Origin of the sequence: Streptomyces sp. AC555_RSS877 (assembly GCF_019049245.1) — a bacterium.
GTDB lineage: Bacteria > Actinomycetota > Actinomycetes > Streptomycetales > Streptomycetaceae > Streptomyces.
The window spans coordinates 116,749-137,181 of record NZ_JAGMUK010000001.1 but is presented as its reverse complement, the minus strand read 5'-3'; the positions used below and the strand labels follow the sequence as shown (position 1 = coordinate 137,181).

The following is a 20,433-nucleotide window of genomic DNA, read 5'->3' as shown; positions in this document are numbered from 1 at the left end:
CCCAGAGTTGATCTGCCACACTGGAAGGGTTATGCCTGCACCCGGAGAACTCATGTTCTGCAGGCGCGAAGAAGCCCCCTACCAGCGCGTTTGTCGCCAGTAGGGGGCCGTCTTACGCCCAGTGGGCCGTCTCTGGGCCGTCAGGGCTCCTGGGCCGTTCCGAAGACACCATCCAGGGCCCGGCGGGCTCGCTCGTTACTGGTGGGCATCAGGTGGGCGTACACCCGCAGCGTCATCGCCGGATCGGAGTGCCCGAGGTACTCGCTCACGGCCTTGATGCTCTCGCCCGCGTCCAGGAGGACCGAGGCGTAGAAGTGGCGCAGGGCGTGCATTCCGTGCTGCCGGGCGGAGGCGTACGGCTCGCCGGGTTCGGGAGTCGGGATAAGGCCGGCGGCGGCAAGAGCGGGCTTCCACTCGTGGATGTTGAAGTTGCTCCGCCAAACGATCCCGTCGGCGGTGTTGGTGAAGATCAGACGCCGCTCGACGAGGGGTCCGTCCGGCCTCATCCACGGCAGCTTGATTCCCACGGGCGAGTGCTTCTCGGCGTGCCGCCGCAAGGCCGAGGCAACGGAGGACGGCAGCGGGACGTCTCGCTCCTTGTTGCCCTTGGGCGGGGCGAAGACGGCGACGCCCCGGATCAGCTTGACCTGCGTGGTGACCCGAAGGGTGTCCCTGTCGAGTCGCACAGCGTCTTCGGCCAGGCCCAGGATCTCGCCCTGGCGGAGGCCGCAGCCGCTGCCGATGTCGACCATGGCCCGGTAGCGCTCGGGGAGGGCGTCGCGGACCGCGCGCACCTGGGAGGGGAGCCAGGGCACGACCCGGGCGGCGGAGATGGCGGGCGGGCGGACGGAGGCCGCCGAGCACGGATTCCGGGCGAGGTGGCCGTCATCGACGGAGGCCGACAGGACCGCCCGGACGTTGGCGTAGATGGTGCGGGCGTAGGTGCCGGCCATCGGGTCGTGCTCGAGGTCGCGCACGAACTCGCGGATGTGTACCGGACGGAAGGACCCCAGCGGCCGGGCCCCGATGCGGGGGAACGCGTGCAGCCGGAGGCGCGTTTCCACGGCGATGCGGGTGGTCGGGTCGGTCGTCTGACCGGCGATCCAGCGTTCCGCGTACTGCTGGAACGTGATCCGGGCCGCCTTCGGATCCACGTACTGACCACGGGACATGTCGGCAGCCGTCTCGGCCAGCCACTCTTCCGCCCGGCGCTTCTGACGGTCTGGGAATGACCTGCTCTTCTCGGTGCCGTCCGGGCCGACGTACCGGGCGCGGTAGCGGAGCCCGTTGCCGTAGCGCTCGGTCTTGACCTTGACCGGCTTGCCGTTCGGACCCGGCTCGGTCTTGTACCAGCGGTCTTGGACGTGTCCGGCCATCAGGCGGCCACGTCGGTCAGACCGTCGATCCACTGGTGAAGCCGTGCGGGGTCGTAGCGGAGATGCCTGCCCACGCGGAAGGCCGGAGGACCAGTGCGCTTGCGCCGCCACTGGTACAGCGTCTCGACCGGGATGCCGAGAAGGTCGGCGACATCGGCCGGAGTCAGGTACCGCTCGGGGAGCGTGCGGACGGTCATGCGGTGGTTCCTTCCGTGGAGAACTGGTCGCGTAGGGCTTCGCGGGCGGTTTCGCGGTTGTGTTGCAGGTCGCGGGCGATGGTGGCGGCGAGGGCGGATTCGCCGGGGGTGTGGCCGTGTCCGGCGTATTGCCAGTCGGCGAGGACGAGGACGGTGTCCGGTTCGACGTCGTCGAGGCCGAGGGCTTCGCGTTCCTGGGCGGCGCGGAAGTCGGCTCGGGCCTGGCGGAGTTCGCCGAGGGTGGTGGAGTAGCGGCGGGACTTGGAGGAGAAGTGGCCGCGGAAGCCGAGCATGTGGGCCCAGGCCCAGATGCGGCGGTCGGGGTAGAGCGGGTCGAGGGTCTTGCAGGCTTCGATGAGGCGGCGGGTGTGGTCGGGGACCTGGTGGCGGTCGAGTTCGGAGAGTTCGCCGATGCGGCGGTCGAGGGTTCCCGTGTTCTCGGCGGCCTTGGTGGCGTATTTGGCGACGTATGAGGCGACGGCCTGTTCGGTGATGTCGGAGCCGTCGCCGAAGGCCTTGACCGGTCGGACGTCGAGCTGTTTGCCCCAGCGGAAGGTGCGGGCGGGCTGGTCATGGGAGGCCGGGACCGAGACCGACGTGTAGGAGTGGGCGGCAGCGGCGTGGATCGCGTCGTCGAGCAGCTGCACGGTGGCCCAGGCCGGAGGCGGGGTGTCCGGGCCGTCGGGGCCGTCGATACGGATCACGGCATGGAAGTGCAGGGCACCGCGCTTCTGGAACTCGGCAACCTTGCCGTAGGAGACGCGGGCGGCTTCCTTGAGTTCGCGTTGGGTGATGCCGGCGCGGGCTGCGATCTCGCGGCGGAGGCGGTTGGTGAAGCGCTGCCAGAGCTGTCCGGCGTGGTTGTTGAAGAGGACGGCGCCCGCGTAGTCGTAGGTGCCCGGGTCGAGCGCCGTGCCGAGGGCCGGGTCATCCGGGGTGTGGCGGGTGCCGCAGCGGCAGACGCCTCGGTCGGGCCGGTTGTGGACGGGGCCGAAGGAGGGGGCGGTGAGGGTGGCGAAGACGCGGGGGTGGTCGCGGACGGTGGCGGGGATGTCGCGGCGGTCGTCTCCGGCCAGGCCTGCGCGGATGAGGTGGTAGGTGTCGCCCGCGTACGTCCAGGCGCAGGACGGGCAGCGGGAGGCACGGCGATTCCCGCAAGCGACGCGCAGGCGCCCGCCGGGCTCGGACTCGGTGGAGTAGTGGTGCAGGGTCTCGCCGGTGGTCTTGTCCTTGGCGAGGGTCCAGCCGGTGAGGTGGATGGGGTCGGCGCAGCCGCCGGTGCGGCGGATCTGTTCGTGCCAGCGGTCGTAGTCATCGGCCGAGGCCACCCTCAGCAGATCGCCGAGGGTGACCGGGTCGAGGAGAAGGTCAGGCACGGGCGCCCTCCCGTGTGCGGGCGGGGCGGGTGCCGGTGCCGTGGCAGGCCGGGCAGTGGGCGGTGATGGTGCGCAGGTGGCCGTGCTGGTCGCGGCCGCCGAGGGTGATGGCGGCGGAGGCGTGCCCGTCGCAGTTGGGGCAGATCCGGGGCAGGGGTGTGGTGTGCTGCGTCATGCTGGGGGTTCCTTCCGGCTCTTCGGGTTCGGAATGGGGCAGGGCTCCCGGGCGGCGGATGCTTGGCGGTTGAGGCCGCCCGGGGGCCGGTCAGTACCGCTTGGCTTCGCTGGTGATGAGTGAGCGGATGACCAGGGCGCAGATGGCGACCGAGGCGCCGGTGATGGCGACCGCGAGGAGCATCGAGACCAGGACGGCACCGACGACCAGGACCACGGCCGTGCCGCCACCGACGAGGGCGACGACGGCGCCGGGGGTGAGCTGGACGGTGGGCCGGGCAGACACCGCAGCCGGGGCCGGAGCGACCGGGGTGGTCGGCTGGTGCTGGATGACGGCGGTCGGCTCGACGGCTGCGGGCGGGGTGATCAGGCCGGTCGGCTGGGGCATGACCGGGAGCTTGGGACGGAACATCAGCAGATCTCCTTTCAGCGGTGGTTACTTGATGGCGGTGTCGATGACGGGGGCGAGGAGGCTGTCGGCGATGAGGTAGCCGCCGAGGAGGAGGACCAGGACCAGCCAGAGCGGCGGGCGGATGAGTTTGATGCCGAGGTAGCCGACGGCGGCGAGGGCGAACCAGAGGGGGACTTCCATGGGTGGTGGCCTCCTATCGGGCGGTGCAGCGGTGGGTGCGGGCGGCGAGCTGGGCGGCGGTCTGGCTGGAGTAGTCGGCGGACCAGCCGCAGCGGTCGTTGGTGCACACGGCGGCGTGCTTGGTGCGGCCGTGGCGGTCGCGGTGGGTGCCGATCTGCACGGGGCCGATCCGCATGACGGAGTGGAAGTGGTCGCGGGCAGGCATGTCGGTCAGTCCTTCCGTGTGGGGGCGGGGAACTGGGCGCGGATACCGGCGGCGGTGGCCGGGTCGGTGGTGCGCTGGGCGGCTTCCTCGGCGAGAAGGTGGGCGAGGTAGGGCCGGTTGGCGGCGGCCATCTCGCGGGCACCGTCGAGGTAGTCGGCGACGGTCAGGTCGGCGGGATCACGCAGCATCGGTCTTGCTCCCTTCTTGGTCAGGCGAGTTGGGCGGCGATGGCGTCGGCCAGCTGCGGAGGGACGCCGAGGCGGGCACGCAGCGTGTCGGTGTCGATCGGCGATCCGGTACGGGCCTGGTGGTCGGCGGAGACCTTGCGGGCGTGGTCGACCAGCGCGGCCGGGACCGAAGGAGCCGGGACAGCAGGAGCAGCCGTGGCGGACTCCGGCGTCGGGACGGGTTCAGCAGCTGCAAGTGCGGGAGTTTCCTGGACCTCGGTCACTGCGGCCGGGGTGGCTTCCGGCTCAGGCGAGGCGACCGGTTCGCGGTCGGAGTCGGGCTCGGGTGTGGTGGCCGGCACTTCGGGTGCGGGGTGGTCGGTGGTGGAGTGGGCGAGGAGGGTGCCGCCCATGAAGGCCAGGGCGGGCCAGGCGGCGACGAGGATGCGCAGCCAGGCCGGTACGTGCTGGAGGTTGAGGAGTCCGGCGGTGGCGACGTTGGCGCCGAGGGAGGCCACCAGGGCGATCACGAACCAGCACCAGGCCAGCCGGGACGGACCGTCCGAGCGCAGGCGCCGCCAGGAGGCGACCAGGAGCAGGTCGACCGAGATGGGGTAGGCCCAGGCTTTCCAGCCGTCTTGTCCGGCAGCGGCGGCGAGGTCGTGGAGGTGGGCGAAGGACAGTGCCCCGGCAATGACGGCCTGGACGAGCACGGCGTCGACACGGAGGGCGGGGCGGGCCATCACGGCTCCTTCCGGTGATGAGGCATGGCGGGGGTAGGGACCTGGCGCGAGGACGGCCGCGCCGACCGGTGGAGCGGGGGTGGTTCAGGCGGTGGCGGGGGCTGTCTTGGACAGCGGCACACGGGCCGAGGGCAGCGGGCCCATCGCGGGGCGGAAGGCTGCCAGGGCGGGCAGGTCCGGGACCCGGTCGGCGTGCTTGTTGCAGATGTTCACGGCTTCACGCAGCGAGGTGTGCGGGGCACGGATGCGGGCCCAGCCGCCGGAGGAGTCCCCGGCGATGGCGACACCGCGCATGTCGGTGGGGATCTGCACGGCCGCCAGGACCGCGTCCGGGGAGATGTCTGCGAAGGCCATGTTGGCGGAGGTCTCGTCGTTGACGCGGTGGGCGGTCCGGCCGGTGAGCTGGGAGCGGAGCATCGTGATGCTCTTGCCGAGTTCGGCGCCGAAGCGCTGCCCGCAGATCTCCAGATAGATGCCGGCGGCGCGGCCGAGCTGGGCCAGGCGCACCAGAGCGGTGATGATGCGGTCCCGCCGCTTCTCCTCGTCCTTGGTGGCGAACAAGGCGAGTTCGGCCACCTCGTCGACCAGGACCACCACCGGGACCGGGCGCAGGTCGGCGGGCAGGTCCCAGATGTCGGCGGCGATCTCCGCATCCGGGATCGCGACACTGATGCGCTGCTGAGCGCGGATGAGCTGGTAGACGTCCTCCATGTGGGAGACGAGGGCTTCCAGGAGGTCGAGGGCGGTGTCCGGGTTGTCGGCGAGCGCGGAGAACCGGCGTGCCAGCGGGAAGAGCTCGACGCCCTGTTTGCAGTCGATGCCCACGAGGGCGACATCCTGCGGAGCCAAACCGGCGACCAGGTTGCGCTGGTAGACGGACTTCCCGGATTCCGTGGCGCCCAGGGTGAGCCCGTGCGGGACGGCCCGGTAGTCGCGGTAGTGGACAGCGCCGTCCTCGCGCAGGGCGACCGGGACCCGCATGGGGCGGGTGTCGGTCCGGGCGGGCATCTGCACCCGCTTGAGGACGTCATAGCCCGTCATCCGTACTTCGACCACACCGGAGCGCAGTTCACGCGAGGTGACGCCGTACAGGTTGAAGGAGTGGCGCAGCCGGTCCGAGGCCGCCGCGACGTCGAAGGCGTCCTGGCCGGGGCGCAGGCCCAGCCGCAGGACCAGGCCGGTGCGGGTCGGGCGGATCCGCAGGATGCGCGGCGGACGGGACTCGGGAACGGGCCGGTTGGTCATCCGGGCGAGCGCGAGCCGCCAGCGGGAGGGCGGGACGGTCAGGCCGCAGGCGTCCATGACGGAGGCGTAGCGGACCAGGACCCGCAGGGTGGCGAGGGTGACGCCGAAGGTCAGCCAGTACCAGGCGGGGCGCCGCCACCGCAGGATCACTGCGGCAGCGACGACCAGCACCAGAGCGACCATGAACCACGTCATGATCAAGCAGCCTTGGACTGCGAAGCCGCACCGGCCAGCGAGGTCACCGCCACCGCGCGGAACGCGATCCCGTGCCGCTTCTGCCCGTTGAACTCGTTCTCCCACGCCGAGGCGACCAGACCGGTCAGGGCGACCGGGGTACCCATGGTCAGCTCCTCCGACACGCCGGGCTGCGGCACGGTGAGCTTGAGGATCTCCACCTCATCCGGCGTGGAGAACATGACCTCCACCGTCATCAGCGTGACGCCGTCCTTGTCGAGGGCGATCTCGCCCGTCCGGCGGTCCTTGACCTTCTTCTGCGGAGCCTTGGCAATCATCACGGTCGCGTTGGAGGTGTCCACGGGAATCTGACGCATCGTCTTGTCTCCTGCTGCAGTGGGTTTTTGACCGACGTCCCGTCGGTGAGACCAGGAGACCGCGAGAAGGGGTGGACACATCACGGCCCGTATGGACGTTTAGGGACGTCTGAGTTATCGTCAAAACGTCCCTACGGGTCCCGAGAGAGGGCACGCCATGGCGAACGAGCGTCTACGTGCAGCGATTTCAGCGAAGGGCGAGACGATCCAGTCCGTTGCCGAGCACGTCGGAGTGGACCCAAAGAGCGTCGAGCGCTGGATCACCACCAACCGAACTCCCCACCGGGGGCACCGCTGGAAGGCCGCGAGCGTCCTCGGAGTCGACGAGGTCTATCTCTGGCCGTCAGTCGAGAAGCAGGCCGAGAAAGCGAGCGCGTCGGAGCTGATCACGTACTACCCGCATCGTGGTGCAGTCCCAGTCCCGCTGTGGTCATCCCTGATTGAGAAGGCGACGGACCAGGTCGACGTCCTGGTGTACGCGGGACTGTTCCTCTTCGACAGCCATCCGGACCTGCCGGATCAGTTGGCCGAGAAGGCGAAGGCCGGAGCCCAGGTCCGCATCCTGTTGGGCGACCCGGAGTCCGCGGCTGTTCGCCAGCGTGGTGAAGAGGAGGGCATCGGCGACGATCTCGCGGCGCGAGCGAGGATCACTCGGCGGTATCTCCAGCCCGCCATGGCGACGCCCGGCGTTGAGATCCGACTGCACGACACGATCCTCTACAACTCGATCTACCGGTTCGATGACGACGTGTTGGTGAACCCCCATGTGCTTGGAGCTCCCGCAGGACAGAACCCAGTGATGCACTTCAAGTACCTGCCGGGGGCGCGGACGTTCCGGCACTACATGCGGAGCTTCGACTACGCATGGGAGCAGGGCCGGACCGAGTAGCAAGAAGCGGCATGCGACGCTGAAGGCATGGCACGTGTCGACTACTTCAACGATCCGAACGCCCCGAAGGCGAACAGCCTCGTTCCCTCCGTGACCGCCGTGGCTCGCAACGAGGCCGGAGAGGTCTTGCTGATCCACAAGACCGACAACGACCTGTGGGCTCTGCCCGGAGGCGGCATCGATCTGGGCGAGTCAGCCCCCGGCGCGGCTGTACGCGAGACCAGGGAAGAGACCGGGTTCGACGTGGAGGTGACCGGCCTGGTCGGGATCTACACGAACCCGGGGCATGTCATGGCGTACGACGACGGCGAGGTCCGCCAGCAGTTCTCCATCTGCTTCCACGCCCGCATCGTCGGTGGCCAGCTGCGGACGAGCAGCGAGAGCAAGGAAGTGGCGTTCGTCGATCCGAGCAGGTTGGACGAGCTGAGCATCCACCCGTCGATGCGCATGCGGATCGAGCACGGATTGGCCGGCCGGACCGAGCCCTACATCGGCTGATGTCCTCGGTATGGTCCCGCCATGAACGAAACCGACCCGTCGACGGAAGCGGCCAAGGGCCGAGTGTCACTCTGGCTAGACCCCGACGACCTGCGATGGCTGTCTGGCCACTGCTGCTGCCCCGCGGACGCGTCCGATGAGGAGAAGGACCGCTGCGGACGTGTGCGGTTCCGCGCCAGCGCGGCACTGCACAAGCACGGACATTCGCACTGACCAAGTGATCAGGAGCTGACACCAAGACGGCTACGCGTCCGGTCGACAGCCGCACCGAGGTACGGTCGCGCCTTGCTGATCGCGTTGTGCACCTCGCTGCCCGGCTCGTAGCGGACGAGAATCTCGTCGATCCGCGTGTCGAAGTCGAAGGACTGCCCGGCGGGGCCGGTCGTCATGTCAGCGAAGATCAGCGCATCGAGGACGGGGGAGTCCTCCCGCTCGTAGACGGCCAGCTCTGCCGAAAGCCCGCGCTGCTCAGCTTCGTACACGGCCCCGGAGTGGTGGGCGACGAGCTGTACGAGGCGCGCCGGCGCACCCAGCGTTTCCAGGTGGCGGGCACCGTCGAGGGGATGGAATCCGGTGTCCCGTAGTTCGGGGGCGTATCCGACGTCGTGCAGCCACGCTGCGGCGACGAGGAGATCCCGGTCAGCCTCGGACACAGCCGCAGCAGCTTCCTGAGCTCGAGCAGCCACCGCCTGTGTGTGCAGCCAGCGGTTCCCGAGCTGGGGGAGCAGGGACTCGGCGAGTTCGGCCGCTCCCTGAGGCGTGTCCAGTGCAGAAGGCATGCATGGAACGGTAGCCGAGACGAGTGGTGAGCCGACAGGGCACGATCGAGCGGTTTCGATCATGGGCGCGGTACAACTTTCCCTACTTCATCAAGGCCCGCGCACGGCGCGGGCGCGCGCCGCCTCTGCGGCGCGGCCTGCCTCCTGTCTCCGCCCCGGCTGGCCGCGCCCGGCGGCGCGCTCGCGAGCTGCGGGCATGAAGTGGGAGACACCCTCTGTGGCTGGGGCGGTCGGCTCCACGGCTTTAGGCAGCCACTTTGGGGCGAGCCTCTAAGATCATGGCCCCAACGTCGTGCTTTAACGGGCAGGTCCACAGACTGCCCGACTCGCCGGAAGCTTACGGGGCCATGATCACTCGCCCCAAAACAGCTCCAGCCCAAAGCCGCTCCGCCGACCTCCGTTCTACCGCAGCACTCACTCCAAATCGCTAATCAGGCTATCCAGCAGGTCGTCGACATTTCGGACCTGGCGATTTACGATTTCGTACAGGTCTTCGATGTATTCTTCAATGGGCGGCCGCTCATCTTCGAGAATGCGCGTAGTGGTGATTGTTTCGACGATCTCCCCATCAGGTCCGTAGAGGCGAAAGCCGAACGGGTGGAGTCCGTCGTTATCTTCACTCCAAACATCCACGGACCCGTGAGGTAGCGAAACGCCGAAGCATTCTGCCGTTCCGCGTGGTCCGTTCACGGGAGTGGTGATCGACCATGTGATATTTCCAGAACCTGTGCGCTCGGCGAGTGTAGAAATGAGCTTGATCATCTTCTCGACCTGGTATTCGTAATTCCTTGTCACGCCTGTCCACTCCCCGTCTGCGTTCCGTATGCCGCCGCAAGCGCACCAAGCTCGTTAGTCACTTTGCTCACTGCTTGGCGCGCCGCCTTAGTGCTGGTGATGATATCTGGTGAATTACTGTCGACTAGCCGCAGCTTGGCGGAAGTGGCAGCGGTAATGGACGCTTGAAGGAGACTCGCTAGAGTATCGTTATTTCCGTTTTGGCCGTCGAGTAGGCCTCTAACCTGTCCTGCTTGCCAGCGCCACGTGGACAACCAGGAAATGGTGGAATCTAGCGACCTAGCCCTGATCGATCTCTCGAGCTGATCTTCAGCATGATTGAGCTGAGGAATCAATACAAGAAGCGAAGCTCTACTGACATCTTCCCGTGCGCTTTGAGCCGCGTCTCTCGCCAATTCTGCAGCCCTCTTGGCTTTGGTGGTTTGCCAGATCGTAATGCCGAACCCTCCCACGGCAAAGGGTATTGCTGTCCAGGTACTGATGGCGTCGACCGCTGAGTAGACAGACATAATCCCCCGCCCTGAGCAGAGATTTATTCAACCTCGTCGCTCCAATCCATCGCACCTCACATGAGGTATGAGGATGGTGCTGTAACAGGACCTTCACGCGCAACCTGTTGAGAGCGCAGCAGAACGTACTGCCGAGCCCCCGGGCCGTCCCTGGGCCGTGCGAGGCCGACCAACGCTGACAGATGCCACCCACGGGTGACCGCCCCCACCCCGCTCTGGCCTGGGGTCCCGGAGATGATCTGCCACACTGGACGTGTTATGCCTGCACCCGGAGAACTCACTTTCGTCGCCCCGCGCGGAGCCAAGAAGCCGCCGCGGCACCTCGCCGACCTCACGCCTGCCGAGCGCAGGGAAGCCGTGGCCGCGGTCGGCGAGAAGCCGTTTCGTGCCAAGCAGCTCTCGCAGCACTACTTCGCGCGGTACGCGCACGATCCGCAGGAGTGGACCGACATCCCGGCCGGGTCCCGCGGCCTGCTTCAGGAGGCCTTGCTTCCGGAGCTGATGTCGGTCGTCCGGCATCAGTCGACCGATCAGGACACCACCCGTAAGACGCTGTGGCGGCTGTTCGACGGGACACTCGTCGAGTCGGTGCTGATGCGCTACCCGGACCGGGTCACCATGTGCATCAGCTCCCAGGCGGGGTGTGGCATGAACTGCCCGTTCTGCGCCACGGGGCAGGCGGGGCTGGACCGGAACCTGTCCACCGCGGAGATCGTGCACCAGATCGTGGACGGGATGCGGGCGCTCAGGGACGGCGAGATTCCCGGTGGTCCGGCGCGGCTCAGCAACATCGTCTTCATGGGTATGGGTGAGCCCCTCGCCAACTACAACCGGGTTGTCGGCGCCATCCGTCGGCTCACCGACCCTGAGCCGGACGGGCTCGGGCTCTCCCAGCGTGGGATCACCGTCTCGACGGTCGGACTCGTCCCGGCGATCAACCGTTTCACCGACGAGGGCTTCAAGTGCCGGCTCGCCATCTCCCTGCACGCCCCCGACGACGAACTGCGCGACACGCTCGTCCCCGTGAACACGCGGTGGAAGGTGCGCGAGGTCCTGGACGCCGGCTTCGCGTACACGGAGCGGTCCGGGCGCCGGCTGTCCATCGAGTACGCGTTGATCCGGGACATCAACGACCAGGCATGGCGGGGTGACCGGCTGGGGCGGCTGCTGCGCGGCAAGCCCGTGCACGTCAACCTGATCCCGCTGAACCCGACGCCCGGGTCGAAGTGGACCGCCTCCCGTCCCGAGGACGAGAAGGCGTTCGTCGAGGCCATCGCCGCCCATGGGGTGCCGGTCACTGTCCGGGACACCCGTGGACAGGAGATCGACGGGGCGTGTGGTCAGCTCGCCGCGACCGAACGGTAGTGTGACGTCCGTACGAACATCTTCATATTCCGACAGGGGAGCGCCACAGCGCTGAGAGTGCGGCACCGGCCGCAGACCCTCTGAACCTCGCCCAGGTCATTCTGGGTAGGAAGTTCGGTCACTACTCGAGCTGTTGCGCCCTGCCCGGGAGTCTCGGATTCTTTCCGAGGCGTCCGGGCAGGGCCGCGTCTCTTCCTGGCCACCCCCAGGAGGAATTCTGTGAGCATCACCAGGAACGCCACGGCTCTGGCCGTGGGACTCGGTCTCGTCACGCTCTCCGCGTGCGGGTCCTCCGACGGCGGGAGCGGCGGCGGGGACTCCAAGACCGTGACCCTCGTCAGCCACGACTCGTGGGCCGTCTCGAAGAGTGTCCTCGCGGACTTCGAGAAGCAGTCCGGCTACAAGGTCAAGGTCCTCAAGGACGGCGACGCCGGGCAGGCCGTCAACAAGGCCATCCTCACCAAGGAGAACCCGCAGGGCGACGTCTTCTTCGGCGTCGACAACACCCTGCTGTCCCGGGCCCTCGACAACGGGCTCTTCCAGTCGTACGAGGCGAAGGGCTCCGACCGGATCGCGGCCGCATACCGGGCCGACCAGGACAAGCACCGGGTCACGCCCATCGACACCGGCGACATCTGCGTCAACTACGACAAGGCGTACTTCAGCAAGCACAAGCTGACCCCGCCGGCCTCGTTCGACGACCTGATCAAGCCCGCGTACAAGAACCTCCTCGTCACCGAGAACGCCTCCACCTCCTCGCCGGGACTGGGATTCCTGCTCGGCACGGCCGCGAAGTACGGCGACGACGGCTGGGCGGACTACTGGAAGAAGCTCAAGGCCAACGGCGTCAAGGTCGTCGATGGCTGGGAGCAGGCCTACAACGAGGAGTTCTCCGGCTCCTCAACCGGCAAGAAGACCGGCGCCGACCGGCCGCTGGTCGTCTCCTACGCCTCCTCCCCGCCCGCCGAGGTCATCTACGCCGACCCGAAGCCGACGACCGCGCCGACCGGCGTCGCCGACGGCACCTGCTTCCGCCAGGTCGAGTACGCGGGTCTGCTGAGCAACGCCTCGAACACCAAGGGCGGCAAGGCGCTCCTCGACTTCCTGCTGAGCAAGGAGTTCCAGGAGGACATGCCGCTGAACATGTTCGTCTACCCGGTGCGAGAGGGTGCGCGCGTGCCGGCGGAGTTCACGAAGTTCGGTCCGCAGGCGAAGGCTCCCGAGACCATGGAACCGGCCGCGATCGCCGAACACCGTGACCAGTGGGTCAAGTCGTGGACCTCGCTCGTACTGAAGTAGTCCCGCGCAAGGGAGCCAGGAAGAGCGCGGCGGCGCGGCTCGGCCTCATCGCCGTGCCCGTCGCGTTCTTCGCGGTCTTCTTCGCCTACCCCGTCGCCGCGATCGTCGCACGCGGCCTCAAGGCCGACGGGGTGTGGCAGCTCGGCCGGATCGCGGACGTGCTCGGGCAGTCCGACGTCCGGCACGTGCTGTGGTTCACGACCTGGCAGGCGCTGGCCTCCACCGCGCTCACCCTCCTGATCGCGCTGCCGGGCGCGTATGTCTTCGCCCGCTTCGACTTCCCCGGCAAGCAGGTCCTGCGGGCCGTCGTCACCGTCCCCTTCGTGCTGCCGACGGTCGTCGTCGGCACGGCGTTCCTGGCGCTCGTCGGGCGCGGCGGACTGTTGGACGAGCTGTGGGGCATACGCCTGGACACCACCGTGTGGGCGATCCTGCTGGCGCACGTCTTCTTCAACTACGCGGTGGTCGTACGGACCGTCGGCGGGCTCTGGGGACAGCTGGACCCGCGCCAGGAGGAGGCCGCGCGCATGCTCGGAGCGTCCCGGCTCGCGGCCTGGCGGACGGTGACGCTGCCCGCACTGGCGCCCGCCGTGGCCGCCGCCGCGCTCATGGTGTTCCTCTTCACCTTCACCTCCTTCGGTGTGGTGCAGATCCTCGGCGGACCGACCTTCTCGACGCTCGAAGTGGAGATCTACCGGCAGACGTCCGAGATCTTCGACCTGTCCACGGCCGCCGTGCTGACGCTGATCCAGTTCATGGCGGTGGGCGCGATCCTCGCCCTGCACGCGTGGACCGTACGGCGGCGGGAGACCGCCCTGCGGCTGGTGGACGCGTCCGTGACCGCGCGCCGGCCGCGCGGGGCCGGTCAGTGGGCGCTGCTGGCCGGCGTCCTCGTCTGTGTCGTCGTCCTGCTTCTGCTGCCGCTCGCCGTCCTGGTGCAGCGGTCCCTCGACGCGCCCGACTTCGCCTACTACCGGGCGCTGACCAGCGACGACGGCGGGCTCTTCCTGGTGCCGCCGATCGAGGCGATCGGCAATTCGCTGCAGTACGCCGTCGTGGCCACCGCCATCGCCGTGCTGATCGGCGGTCTGGCCGCTGTGGCACTCACCCGCAGGGACGCGGGCCGATTCGTACGTGGGTTCGATGCGCTGCTGATGCTGCCGCTCGGGGTGTCCGCGGTGACCGTCGGGTTCGGGTTCCTGATCGCGCTGGACGAGCCGCCGCTGGACCTGCGGTCGTCGTGGATCCTGGTGCCGCTCGCGCAGGCGCTGGTCGGCGTCCCCTTCGTCGTACGGACCATGCTGCCCGTGCTGCGGGCGGTGGACGTACGGCTGCGGGAGGCGGCGGCCGTGCTCGGGGCGTCGCCGTGGCGGGTGTGGCGGGAGGTGGACCTGCCGATGGTGCGGCGGGCGCTGCTGATCGCGGCGGGGTTCGCGTTCGCGGTCTCGCTCGGGGAGTTCGGGGCGACGGTGTTCATCGCACGGCCCGACAACCCGACCCTGCCGGTCGCCGTGGCGCGGCTGCTCGGGCGGGCCGGCGAACTCAACTACGGCCAGGCGATGGCCCTTTCGACGATCCTGATGCTCGTGTGCGCGGTGGCGCTGCTGGTCCTGGAGCGGCTGCGGACCGACCGGACCGGGGAGTTCTAGATGCCGGGGAGTTCTGCGTGCTGCTGAGTCTTGAGGACGCGACCGTACGGTTCGGCGGGCGGGCCGTGCTGGACGGGGTCGGCCTCGGTGTCGCCGAGCACGAGATCGTGTGCGTGCTCGGGCCGAGCGGCAGCGGCAAGTCGACGCTGCTGCGGGCGGTGGCCGGCCTGCAACCCCTGGACGGCGGACGGGTGTTGCTCGACGGGCGCGATCAGGCGGGCGTGCCCGCGCACAAGCGGGGGGTCGGGCTGATGTTCCAGGACCATCAGCTCTTCCCGCAGCGGGACGTGGGCGGCAACGTCGGGTTCGGGTTGCGGATGCACGGGGCGTCGAAGGATCAGCAGGGCGAGCGGGTACGGGAGTTGCTCGATCTGGTGGGCCTTCCGGGCGCCGGGCGCCGTGCCGTCGCCTCGCTGTCCGGGGGCGAGCAGCAGCGGGTGGCGCTGGCCCGGGCACTCGCGCCGCGGCCGCGGCTGCTGATGCTGGACGAGCCGCTCGGGCAGCTCGACCGGTCGTTGCGGGAGCGGCTGGTCGTCGAACTGCGGGAGCTCTTCGGCCGGCTGGGCACCACCGTGCTCGCCGTGACCCACGACCAGGGTGAGGCCTTCGCGCTCGGCGACCGGGTCGTGGTGATGCGGGACGGGCGGATCGCCCAGTCCGGTACGCCTCTTGAGGTGTGGCAGCGGCCGGCTGACGAGTTCGTGGCCCGCTTCCTCGGCTTCGAGAACGTGGTCGAGGGCACGGTCGCGGGGGAGGCCGCGGACACGCCGTGGGGCAAGGTGCCGGTGCCTGCGGGGGCTGCGCAGGGGGTGCGGTCCCTGTTGGTGCGGCCCGCGGGGGTACGGCTGGTGGGTGCGGACGAGGGGCTGCGGTGTGTGGTGGCCGCGCGGACGTTCAAGGGCACGCATGTCGCCGTACATCTGCAGCCGGAGGAGGGTGCGCCTCGGTTGGAGGCGGCGTGTGCGTTGCGGGTGGCGCCGGGGGTGGGGGACGTGGTGGGGGTGGAGTTCGATGTGGGTGACGTGGTCGTGCTCGGCTGAGGCGTGAGCCGGGCAGCGTCTGTCGGTCTTCGTGGTGCACGCGCGTGGGGGCCGGCGCCGGGTGGGTTTGGCTCGCCTGCGCTTGCGGGGTGCCGCTGCGCCCACCCGTGCCGCACCCGCGGCACGATTGCCCGCAGCTGGGGGTGCACGCCTGGCAGTGTGACGCGGCGGTGGCCCGTCCCCTCTGGTGTGAGGGGGCGGGCCACCGTGGTGTGCGGGAGGGGTCAGCGGCTGTTGTTCGTTCCGCGGCGGCGCAGGCCGAAGAAGACGGCTCCGCCGCCGATCGCGACCAGGGCGGCCGCGATGCCGGCGATGATGCCGGTGTTGGAGTTCGCGCCGGTCTCGGCGAGGTTGGACTCACCGGCCGCCGGAGACGGAGCGCTGCTCGTGGTGTCCGCCGGGGCGGTGCTGCTGCTCTCCGAGGCCGCCGGGGCCGGGGTGATGGTCTCCTCGGCCGGGGTCGAGGCGGACACCGACGGCGTCGGGGTGGGCGTCGGGACCGGGGCGTCCTCGGCCTTGCAGGCCGTGGACGGGGTGGTCAGGTTGGGCTTGATGTCCTCGTCCACGTAGGTCTCGGCCTTGACGTGGATGCGGTACTCGGCGTTCGGCAGCCAGTCCTCTTTGAAGGTGATCGTGACGCCCTCGCGCGAGCCCTTGACCACCTGCTCGCCGACCTTCTTGACGTCGGCGCCGTTGCTCTCGAGGAACACGGAGACGGTGGCCGGGATGCCCTCGGGGTCGACGTTGGTGACAGTGATGACGCCCTTGGCGCCCTGGCACTTGGCTTCGGCGGAGAACTCGTTGATGTTGCAGGCGAAAGCGCTGCCGGAGGCACTGAGCGCGAGCGCGGCCGAGGCGGAGGCGACACCGAGGATGCGCACGGAACGTGCGACGGTACGGCGAGTTATGGACACGTTTGTCCTTTACGGGTTGCGCAACTGCGGGGGGTGGGTGAGGTGGTGATGTGACATCAGCATCCTCTGGAGGCTCACAGGTCTATAAGCGCTGCATAAGAAGTGTCAACGCATATGCAGGCTACAAGCGTTTGCTTTGCCGTCTGTTTAACCACCGAGACGTTTCAGCACCCCCGGGGCCTCCTCGATCCGGTCGACCAGCGCGATGCGGGACTCCATCGACCGCTCCCGCGCGAGCGCTTGGAGAAGCGGCCACGTGGGCAGCCGTTCCGTCCAGTGGGCGCGGTCCACGAGGACCATCGGCGTGGGTTCGCCGCGCGACTCGTAGTAGTTCGGCGTCGCGTTGTCGAAGATCTCCTGCACCGTGCCGGCGGCGCCCGGCAGGAAGACCACGCCCGCGGTGCAGCGGGCCAGCAGGCCGTCCTCGCGGGTGGCGTTGGCGAAGTACTTGGCGATGTGCGAGGCGAAGGGGTTCGGCGGCTCGTGGCCGTAGAACCAGGTCGGGATGCCGACGGAGGCGCCGCCCTTCGGCCACTGGGCACGCACCTCGAAGGCGGCCGACGCCCACTCGGTGACCGACGGCGTGAACTTCGGCGCCTTGGCGAGCAGTCGGAGCGACTCGGCCAGCATCGCGTCGTCGTACGGGGCGGCGTACGCGCCGAGGTTCGCCGCCTCCATCGCGCCCGGGCCGCCGCCGGTGGCGACCGTGAAACCGGCACGGGCCAGCTCCCGGCCGAGCCGCGCGGCACCCGCGTAGGCCTCCGTGCCGCGCGCCATCGCGTGGCCGCCCATGACGCCCACCACCCGCGCCCCGCGCAGGAGTTCGTCCAGGGCGTCCGAGATGGAGTCGTCGTGGACCGAACGCAGCATCGAGGCGAGTATGTCGCCGTCGGCCTTGGTCTGCTGGAACCAGGCGTACGCCAGGGCGTCGGGCGTGGCCTCGTAGCCGTCCGGCAGGGACGCGAACAGTTCGTCGGGGGAGTAGACCAGGCCCCTGTACGGGTCGAAGGGCAGGTCGGGGACGGGCGGGAAGACCATCGCGCCGTCCGCCCGGACCTTGGCCGCCGCATCCTCCCGCATGGGGCAGCCGAGGAAGACGGCGCCCGCCGCATCCGTGGTGAGCAACTCCCGCGTACGGTCCGTCAGGTCCACGGCCTGGACCCGGTATCCGGCGAGCGTCGCACGGGCCGAGACGGTCGCGTCGAACTCGTCGAGGCTCTCGATCTCACGGTCGTTGTGGTGGGCCGCATGGGCGGGCATCGTCTGCACCCGCCCATGCTAGGCACATCGGTTCAGCCCTCGATGGCGGACGGGTCCATCCACACGACCTCCCAGGTGTGGCCGTCGGGGTCGTCGAAGGAGCGGCCGTACATGAAGCCGTGGTCCTGGGTCTCGCCGGCCGGGGAACCGCCGACGGCGAGGGCCTTCTCGACCAGCTCGTCGACCTTCTCGCGGCTCTCGGCGCTCAGCGCGACCATCACCTCGCTGGTCTTCGTGGCGTCGGCGATCTCCTTCTTGGTGAAGGTCGCGTAGAACGGCTTGGTGAGCAGCATGGCGACGATGGTGTCGCTGATCACCACGGAGGCCGCGTTGTCGTCGCTGAACTGCGGGTTGATCGCGTACCCCAGCTCCGTGAAGAACTTCTTCGATGCGTCGAGGTCGTTCACGGGCAGGTTCACGAAGATCATCTGCTGGTACGTGGAGGTCATCGGTCTCTCCCATCGGGTGCGTGGTGTTCGGTGGGATAGACGGTGCGTCCCGGCGGAACTCATCGCCCGACGGAGTTTTTTTCTACGGATCTTCGCTACGGCCTGTCAGCGGGCCAGCGGCAGCGCCGCCAGCTCCGCGACGACCAGCGTGAGCGGGCCGAACAGGGCCAGCAGCGCGCCGGCCCGGAGGGCGGCGGCACTGCGCAGCATCGTGGCGGGGGCGCCGAGCCGCAGCAGCGCGGCCGTGGTGTCCGCGCGGGCCTGCCTGGCCTCGACGGCGGCGGTGAGGAGGGTGGCCACCGTGCAGCCGGTCACCAGGAGCAGGCCGAGGGCGGTCAGCGGGCCGAAGGAGGGTTCCGCCCTGTCGTACAGCGACGCCATGGCGTACGTGCCCGACGCCACCGCGCAGACCACGCCGAGGGGACGGCCGATGCGGCCGGCCTCCGCCATCAGGACACGGCCGGCGAGGAGACGGAGGGCGCCGGGGCGGGCGGTCTGCAGGAGGCGGCCGCAGAGGTGGGTGAGGCCGGGGCCGGCGAGGGCGAGGCCGGTGGCGGTGAGGATCCAGCCGACGAGGACGGAGGCCGGGCCGGGGGTGGCCAGGCCGCCGGGCAGGGTAGCGGGAGTGCCGGGGGCTGTGCGGGTGGCGTATGCCTCCGCCGCCAGGCCCGCGGCCATTACGGCGATGCCCCACGGGAGGCCTCGGGGGGCCTCTTGGGGGGCCGGCGTGAGGGTCATGGGGTCCGGGGCTGGGGTGGTACTGGGGTCCAGGTCGGGGGTGGGCGCGTCCTGGGCCGGTGCTGGGGGGTGGGTTTCACTGGCCCGCGCGTGCGGGGTGCCGCCTGCGCCCACCCTCCCCCACTCTCGGCTTCGCTCGAGCGGGGGGACCCCCATCGCCCCAGCGGCACCACTGCCCGCAGGCTGCGTGGAGCGGCTGCCCGCGCCTCGCAGGCGGGCGCCGAAGCGGCCGTACGCACCGAGGGTGTCCCGTGCGGCCGAGTTGCCGTACGTGCCGAAGCGGCCGTACGACCTGGCTCCCGCCCGGGTCGATGCCGGTCTGTCCTCGCGGGGGCGCAGCACCCAGGCGACCGCCACCGACGCGATCGCCGGTGTCAGCGTCAGCAGGGTCAGGGCGGCCGGCAGCGGCAGCGGGTTCTGCGCCGCCAGGAACTCCGCGGCCGCGCCGTCGAAGGGCATGCCCGTCAGGTCGCCTCGCAGGTGGAGGAAGAACAGGAGGGCGAGCATCGAGCCCAGGGTGCAGGAGAGGGCCGTTGTCGTTGCCGACATCGCCATCTGGCGGGCCGGGCCCAGGCCGATGGCCGAGAGGCCGGTGCGGGGCTTGGTGGCGGGGTCGGTGCGGGCCACGGCGAGAGCGAAGTAGACCGTGGCGGCCAGCGGGGTCGCGCACCAGGCCAGGCGCAGGAGCGAGGCGGCCGGTGCGTCCGGGTGGCTCATCGCGTAGCCGAGGGTGCAGAGCAGGAGGAAGCCCGTGCCGGCCGAGGCCGCCGCCACCAGGAGGCGGCGGAGCTGGACGGCCGGGTGGGCGCCGCGGGTCAGACGGAGAGCGAGCACGTGGCCCGGCCTTCCGTCTCGGTGACGGGGGGCAGGTGGACGGTGTGCACGCGTCGTCCGTCCAGCAGGGACACCGTGCGGTCGGCGAGGGCCGCCGTGTCCGCGTCGTGCGTGGCCAGCACCACCGTGATGCCGTGCGAGCGGGCCGCCGTGGTGAGCGTGCGCAGCACGTGGGCGCGGTCGGCGCGGTACAGGGGCGCGGTCGGCTCGTCGGCGAACAGGACGGTCGGGGCGGGTGCCAGGGCCCGCGCGATGCAGACCCGCTGGCGTTCGGACTGGCGCAGTTCGTGCGGGCGTTTGCGGGTCTGGTCGCCGATGTCGAGGCGCTCCAGCCACTCGAGGGCGGCCGTCTTGGCGCGGCGGCGGCTGGTGCCGCGCAGCATCAGGGGCAGGGCGGCGTTCTCCCAGACGTTCAGCTCGGGGACGAGCACCGGGGCCGGGTCGATCCAGCCGAAGCGGTCGCGGCGCAGGCGCTCGCGGGCCGCCGGGTTCATGGTGTGCACGGGCGCGCTGTTGAACCAGACCTCGCCGCGCTGCGCGGGGACCTGGCCGGACAGGCACCGCAGCAGGGTCGACTTGCCGCTGCCGCGCGGGCCGCTGACGGCGAGGATCTCGCCCTCGCGGACGCCGAGCGAGACGCCGCTGAGCGCGGGCGAGCCGTCGTCGTGGGTGAAGTGCAGGGCGCGTGCCCAGAGCACGTCGTTGTCCGGCGGGGCCACCATGGGCGTACACCTCGTTCAGATCCGTAATTCCCGGCCAATCCCCCGTGCGGGGGAACGAAGGCAGGGC

24 protein-coding genes and 1 riboswitch are annotated in these 20,433 nt (G+C 69.8%); of the genes, 6 read left to right on the top strand and 18 right to left on the bottom strand.

What is annotated here, in order from left to right:
- Window positions 1-140: 140 nt before the first annotated feature.
- The 11 genes from KUM49_RS00600 to KUM49_RS00550 form a co-directional block, all read right to left on the bottom strand.
- Window positions 141-1,376 (bottom strand): site-specific integrase, encoded by a 1,236-nt coding sequence (locus tag KUM49_RS00600; RefSeq protein ID WP_217234637.1) that lies wholly within the window; start codon window positions 1,374-1,376, stop codon window positions 141-143.
- Window positions 1,376-1,573, bottom strand: coding sequence for a helix-turn-helix domain-containing protein (locus KUM49_RS00595; protein ID WP_217234636.1), 198 nt, complete (start codon window positions 1,571-1,573; stop codon window positions 1,376-1,378). The genes KUM49_RS00600 and KUM49_RS00595 overlap by 1 nt, the downstream gene beginning before the upstream one ends.
- Window positions 1,570-2,949 carry a replication initiator protein RepSA gene (gene repSA, locus KUM49_RS00590; protein ID WP_217234635.1) on the bottom strand — a complete coding sequence of 460 codons (1,380 nt, stop codon included), beginning with the start codon at window positions 2,947-2,949 and terminating at the stop codon, window positions 1,570-1,572. The genes KUM49_RS00595 and repSA overlap by 4 nt, the downstream gene beginning before the upstream one ends.
- Window positions 2,942-3,124 (bottom strand): hypothetical protein, encoded by a 183-nt coding sequence (locus tag KUM49_RS00585; RefSeq protein ID WP_217234634.1) that lies wholly within the window; start codon window positions 3,122-3,124, stop codon window positions 2,942-2,944. Before KUM49_RS00585 ends, repSA begins: the two co-directional genes overlap by 8 nt.
- Before the next feature lie 90 nt (window positions 3,125-3,214).
- Window positions 3,215-3,535, bottom strand: a complete 321-nt coding sequence (locus KUM49_RS00580; RefSeq protein WP_217234633.1) for a SpdD-like protein — start codon at window positions 3,533-3,535, stop codon at window positions 3,215-3,217.
- 24 nt (window positions 3,536-3,559) lie between these two features.
- Complete coding sequence (locus tag KUM49_RS00575) at window positions 3,560-3,715, bottom strand: hypothetical protein (protein WP_217234632.1); 156 nt, start codon at window positions 3,713-3,715, stop codon at window positions 3,560-3,562.
- Between the two features lie 13 nt (window positions 3,716-3,728).
- Window positions 3,729-3,920, bottom strand: coding sequence for a mobile element transfer protein (locus KUM49_RS00570; protein ID WP_062043666.1), 192 nt, complete (start codon window positions 3,918-3,920; stop codon window positions 3,729-3,731).
- Window positions 3,921-3,925: 5 nt separating this feature from the next.
- Window positions 3,926-4,108, bottom strand: coding sequence for a hypothetical protein (locus tag KUM49_RS00565; protein ID WP_217234631.1), 183 nt, complete (start codon window positions 4,106-4,108; stop codon window positions 3,926-3,928).
- A 20-nt stretch (window positions 4,109-4,128) separates the two neighbouring features.
- Window positions 4,129-4,830, bottom strand: coding sequence for a DUF2637 domain-containing protein (locus KUM49_RS00560; protein ID WP_217234630.1), 702 nt, complete (start codon window positions 4,828-4,830; stop codon window positions 4,129-4,131).
- An 84-nt stretch (window positions 4,831-4,914) separates the two neighbouring features.
- Window positions 4,915-6,270: an FtsK/SpoIIIE domain-containing protein gene (locus KUM49_RS00555; protein WP_217234629.1), complete on the bottom strand. Its 1,356-nt coding sequence runs from the start codon at window positions 6,268-6,270 to the stop codon at window positions 4,915-4,917.
- A gap of 2 nt (window positions 6,271-6,272) precedes the next feature.
- Window positions 6,273-6,626 carry a hypothetical protein gene (locus KUM49_RS00550; protein WP_217234628.1) on the bottom strand — a complete coding sequence of 118 codons (354 nt, stop codon included), beginning with the start codon at window positions 6,624-6,626 and terminating at the stop codon, window positions 6,273-6,275.
- 157 nt (window positions 6,627-6,783) lie between these two features.
- On the opposite strand from KUM49_RS00550, the gene KUM49_RS00545 reads away from it, so the two are divergent.
- Window positions 6,784-7,515, top strand: a complete 732-nt coding sequence (locus tag KUM49_RS00545; RefSeq protein WP_217234627.1) for an XRE family transcriptional regulator — start codon at window positions 6,784-6,786, stop codon at window positions 7,513-7,515.
- 27 nt (window positions 7,516-7,542) lie between these two features.
- Complete coding sequence (locus KUM49_RS00540) at window positions 7,543-8,013, top strand: NUDIX hydrolase (protein WP_217234626.1); 471 nt, start codon at window positions 7,543-7,545, stop codon at window positions 8,011-8,013.
- Between the two features lie 221 nt (window positions 8,014-8,234).
- Here the strand turns inward: KUM49_RS00540 and KUM49_RS00535 are convergent, their stop codons facing one another.
- Together KUM49_RS00535 and KUM49_RS00530 are read right to left on the bottom strand one after the other, a co-directional pair.
- Window positions 8,235-8,792 (bottom strand): HDIG domain-containing metalloprotein, encoded by a 558-nt coding sequence (locus KUM49_RS00535; protein ID WP_217234625.1) that lies wholly within the window; start codon window positions 8,790-8,792, stop codon window positions 8,235-8,237.
- A gap of 414 nt (window positions 8,793-9,206) precedes the next feature.
- Window positions 9,207-9,554 carry a hypothetical protein gene (locus KUM49_RS00530; protein WP_217234624.1) on the bottom strand — a complete coding sequence of 116 codons (348 nt, stop codon included), beginning with the start codon at window positions 9,552-9,554 and terminating at the stop codon, window positions 9,207-9,209.
- An 800-nt stretch (window positions 9,555-10,354) separates the two neighbouring features.
- Between KUM49_RS00530 and rlmN the strand changes: the two genes are divergently transcribed.
- The 4 genes from rlmN (at window position 10,355) to KUM49_RS00510 (ending at window position 15,449) form a co-directional block, all read left to right on the top strand.
- The gene (rlmN, locus tag KUM49_RS00525; RefSeq protein WP_217234623.1) at window positions 10,355-11,461 is read left to right on the top strand and encodes a 23S rRNA (adenine(2503)-C(2))-methyltransferase RlmN; all 1,107 of its coding nucleotides are present in this window, start codon (window positions 10,355-10,357) and stop codon (window positions 11,459-11,461) included.
- Between the two features lie 24 nt (window positions 11,462-11,485).
- A riboswitch (TPP riboswitch) is annotated at window positions 11,486-11,591 on the top strand.
- A gap of 89 nt (window positions 11,592-11,680) precedes the next feature.
- Complete coding sequence (locus KUM49_RS00520) at window positions 11,681-12,760, top strand: thiamine ABC transporter substrate binding subunit (protein WP_217234622.1); 1,080 nt, start codon at window positions 11,681-11,683, stop codon at window positions 12,758-12,760.
- Entirely contained in the window at window positions 12,736-14,409 is a 1,674-nt protein-coding gene (locus KUM49_RS00515) for an iron ABC transporter permease (RefSeq protein WP_217234621.1), read from the top strand. The genes KUM49_RS00520 and KUM49_RS00515 overlap by 25 nt, the downstream gene beginning before the upstream one ends.
- A gap of 17 nt (window positions 14,410-14,426) precedes the next feature.
- Window positions 14,427-15,449: an ABC transporter ATP-binding protein gene (locus tag KUM49_RS00510; protein WP_217234620.1), complete on the top strand. Its 1,023-nt coding sequence runs from the start codon at window positions 14,427-14,429 to the stop codon at window positions 15,447-15,449.
- Window positions 15,450-15,673: 224 nt separating this feature from the next.
- Here the strand turns inward: KUM49_RS00510 and KUM49_RS00505 are convergent, their stop codons facing one another.
- From KUM49_RS00505 to KUM49_RS00485, 5 genes are all read right to left on the bottom strand, one after another.
- Complete coding sequence (locus KUM49_RS00505) at window positions 15,674-16,330, bottom strand: LAETG motif-containing sortase-dependent surface protein (RefSeq protein WP_308406524.1); 657 nt, start codon at window positions 16,328-16,330, stop codon at window positions 15,674-15,676.
- A 180-nt stretch (window positions 16,331-16,510) separates the two neighbouring features.
- Window positions 16,511-17,632, bottom strand: a complete 1,122-nt coding sequence (locus KUM49_RS00500; protein ID WP_217234618.1) for an LOG family protein — start codon at window positions 17,630-17,632, stop codon at window positions 16,511-16,513.
- Between the two features lie 23 nt (window positions 17,633-17,655).
- Complete coding sequence (locus KUM49_RS00495) at window positions 17,656-18,072, bottom strand: VOC family protein (protein WP_217234617.1); 417 nt, start codon at window positions 18,070-18,072, stop codon at window positions 17,656-17,658.
- A 105-nt stretch (window positions 18,073-18,177) separates the two neighbouring features.
- Window positions 18,178-19,644 (bottom strand): hypothetical protein, encoded by a 1,467-nt coding sequence (locus KUM49_RS00490; protein WP_217234616.1) that lies wholly within the window; start codon window positions 19,642-19,644, stop codon window positions 18,178-18,180.
- Window positions 19,626-20,366, bottom strand: a complete 741-nt coding sequence (locus KUM49_RS00485) for an ABC transporter ATP-binding protein (RefSeq protein WP_217234615.1) — start codon at window positions 20,364-20,366, stop codon at window positions 19,626-19,628. Before KUM49_RS00485 ends, KUM49_RS00490 begins: the two co-directional genes overlap by 19 nt.
- Window positions 20,367-20,433: the final 67 nt, after the last annotated feature.

Coding starts and splice junctions, on each gene's coding strand:
- KUM49_RS00565 (WP_217234631.1), bottom strand. CDS start 4,108: ATGCTGCGTGATCCCGCCGACCTGACCGTCGCCGACTACCTCGACGGT.
- KUM49_RS00485 (WP_217234615.1), bottom strand. CDS start 20,366: ATGGTGGCCCCGCCGGACAACGACGTGCTCTGGGCACGCGCCCTGCAC.
- KUM49_RS00560 (WP_217234630.1), bottom strand. CDS start 4,830: ATGGCCCGCCCCGCCCTCCGTGTCGACGCCGTGCTCGTCCAGGCCGTC.
- KUM49_RS00540 (WP_217234626.1), top strand. CDS start 7,543: ATGGCACGTGTCGACTACTTCAACGATCCGAACGCCCCGAAGGCGAAC.
- KUM49_RS00595 (WP_217234636.1), bottom strand. CDS start 1,573: ATGACCGTCCGCACGCTCCCCGAGCGGTACCTGACTCCGGCCGATGTC.
- KUM49_RS00535 (WP_217234625.1), bottom strand. CDS start 8,792: ATGCCTTCTGCACTGGACACGCCTCAGGGAGCGGCCGAACTCGCCGAG.
- KUM49_RS00575 (WP_217234632.1), bottom strand. CDS start 3,715: ATGGAAGTCCCCCTCTGGTTCGCCCTCGCCGCCGTCGGCTACCTCGGC.
- KUM49_RS00495 (WP_217234617.1), bottom strand. CDS start 18,072: ATGACCTCCACGTACCAGCAGATGATCTTCGTGAACCTGCCCGTGAAC.
- KUM49_RS00570 (WP_062043666.1), bottom strand. CDS start 3,920: ATGCCTGCCCGCGACCACTTCCACTCCGTCATGCGGATCGGCCCCGTG.
- KUM49_RS00580 (WP_217234633.1), bottom strand. CDS start 3,535: ATGTTCCGTCCCAAGCTCCCGGTCATGCCCCAGCCGACCGGCCTGATC.
- KUM49_RS00585 (WP_217234634.1), bottom strand. CDS start 3,124: ATGACGCAGCACACCACACCCCTGCCCCGGATCTGCCCCAACTGCGAC.
- KUM49_RS00530 (WP_217234624.1), bottom strand. CDS start 9,554: ATGATCAAGCTCATTTCTACACTCGCCGAGCGCACAGGTTCTGGAAAT.
- KUM49_RS00600 (WP_217234637.1), bottom strand. CDS start 1,376: ATGGCCGGACACGTCCAAGACCGCTGGTACAAGACCGAGCCGGGTCCG.
- rlmN (WP_217234623.1), top strand. CDS start 10,355: ATGCCTGCACCCGGAGAACTCACTTTCGTCGCCCCGCGCGGAGCCAAG.
- KUM49_RS00545 (WP_217234627.1), top strand. CDS start 6,784: ATGGCGAACGAGCGTCTACGTGCAGCGATTTCAGCGAAGGGCGAGACG.
- KUM49_RS00550 (WP_217234628.1), bottom strand. CDS start 6,626: ATGCGTCAGATTCCCGTGGACACCTCCAACGCGACCGTGATGATTGCC.
- KUM49_RS00555 (WP_217234629.1), bottom strand. CDS start 6,270: ATGACGTGGTTCATGGTCGCTCTGGTGCTGGTCGTCGCTGCCGCAGTG.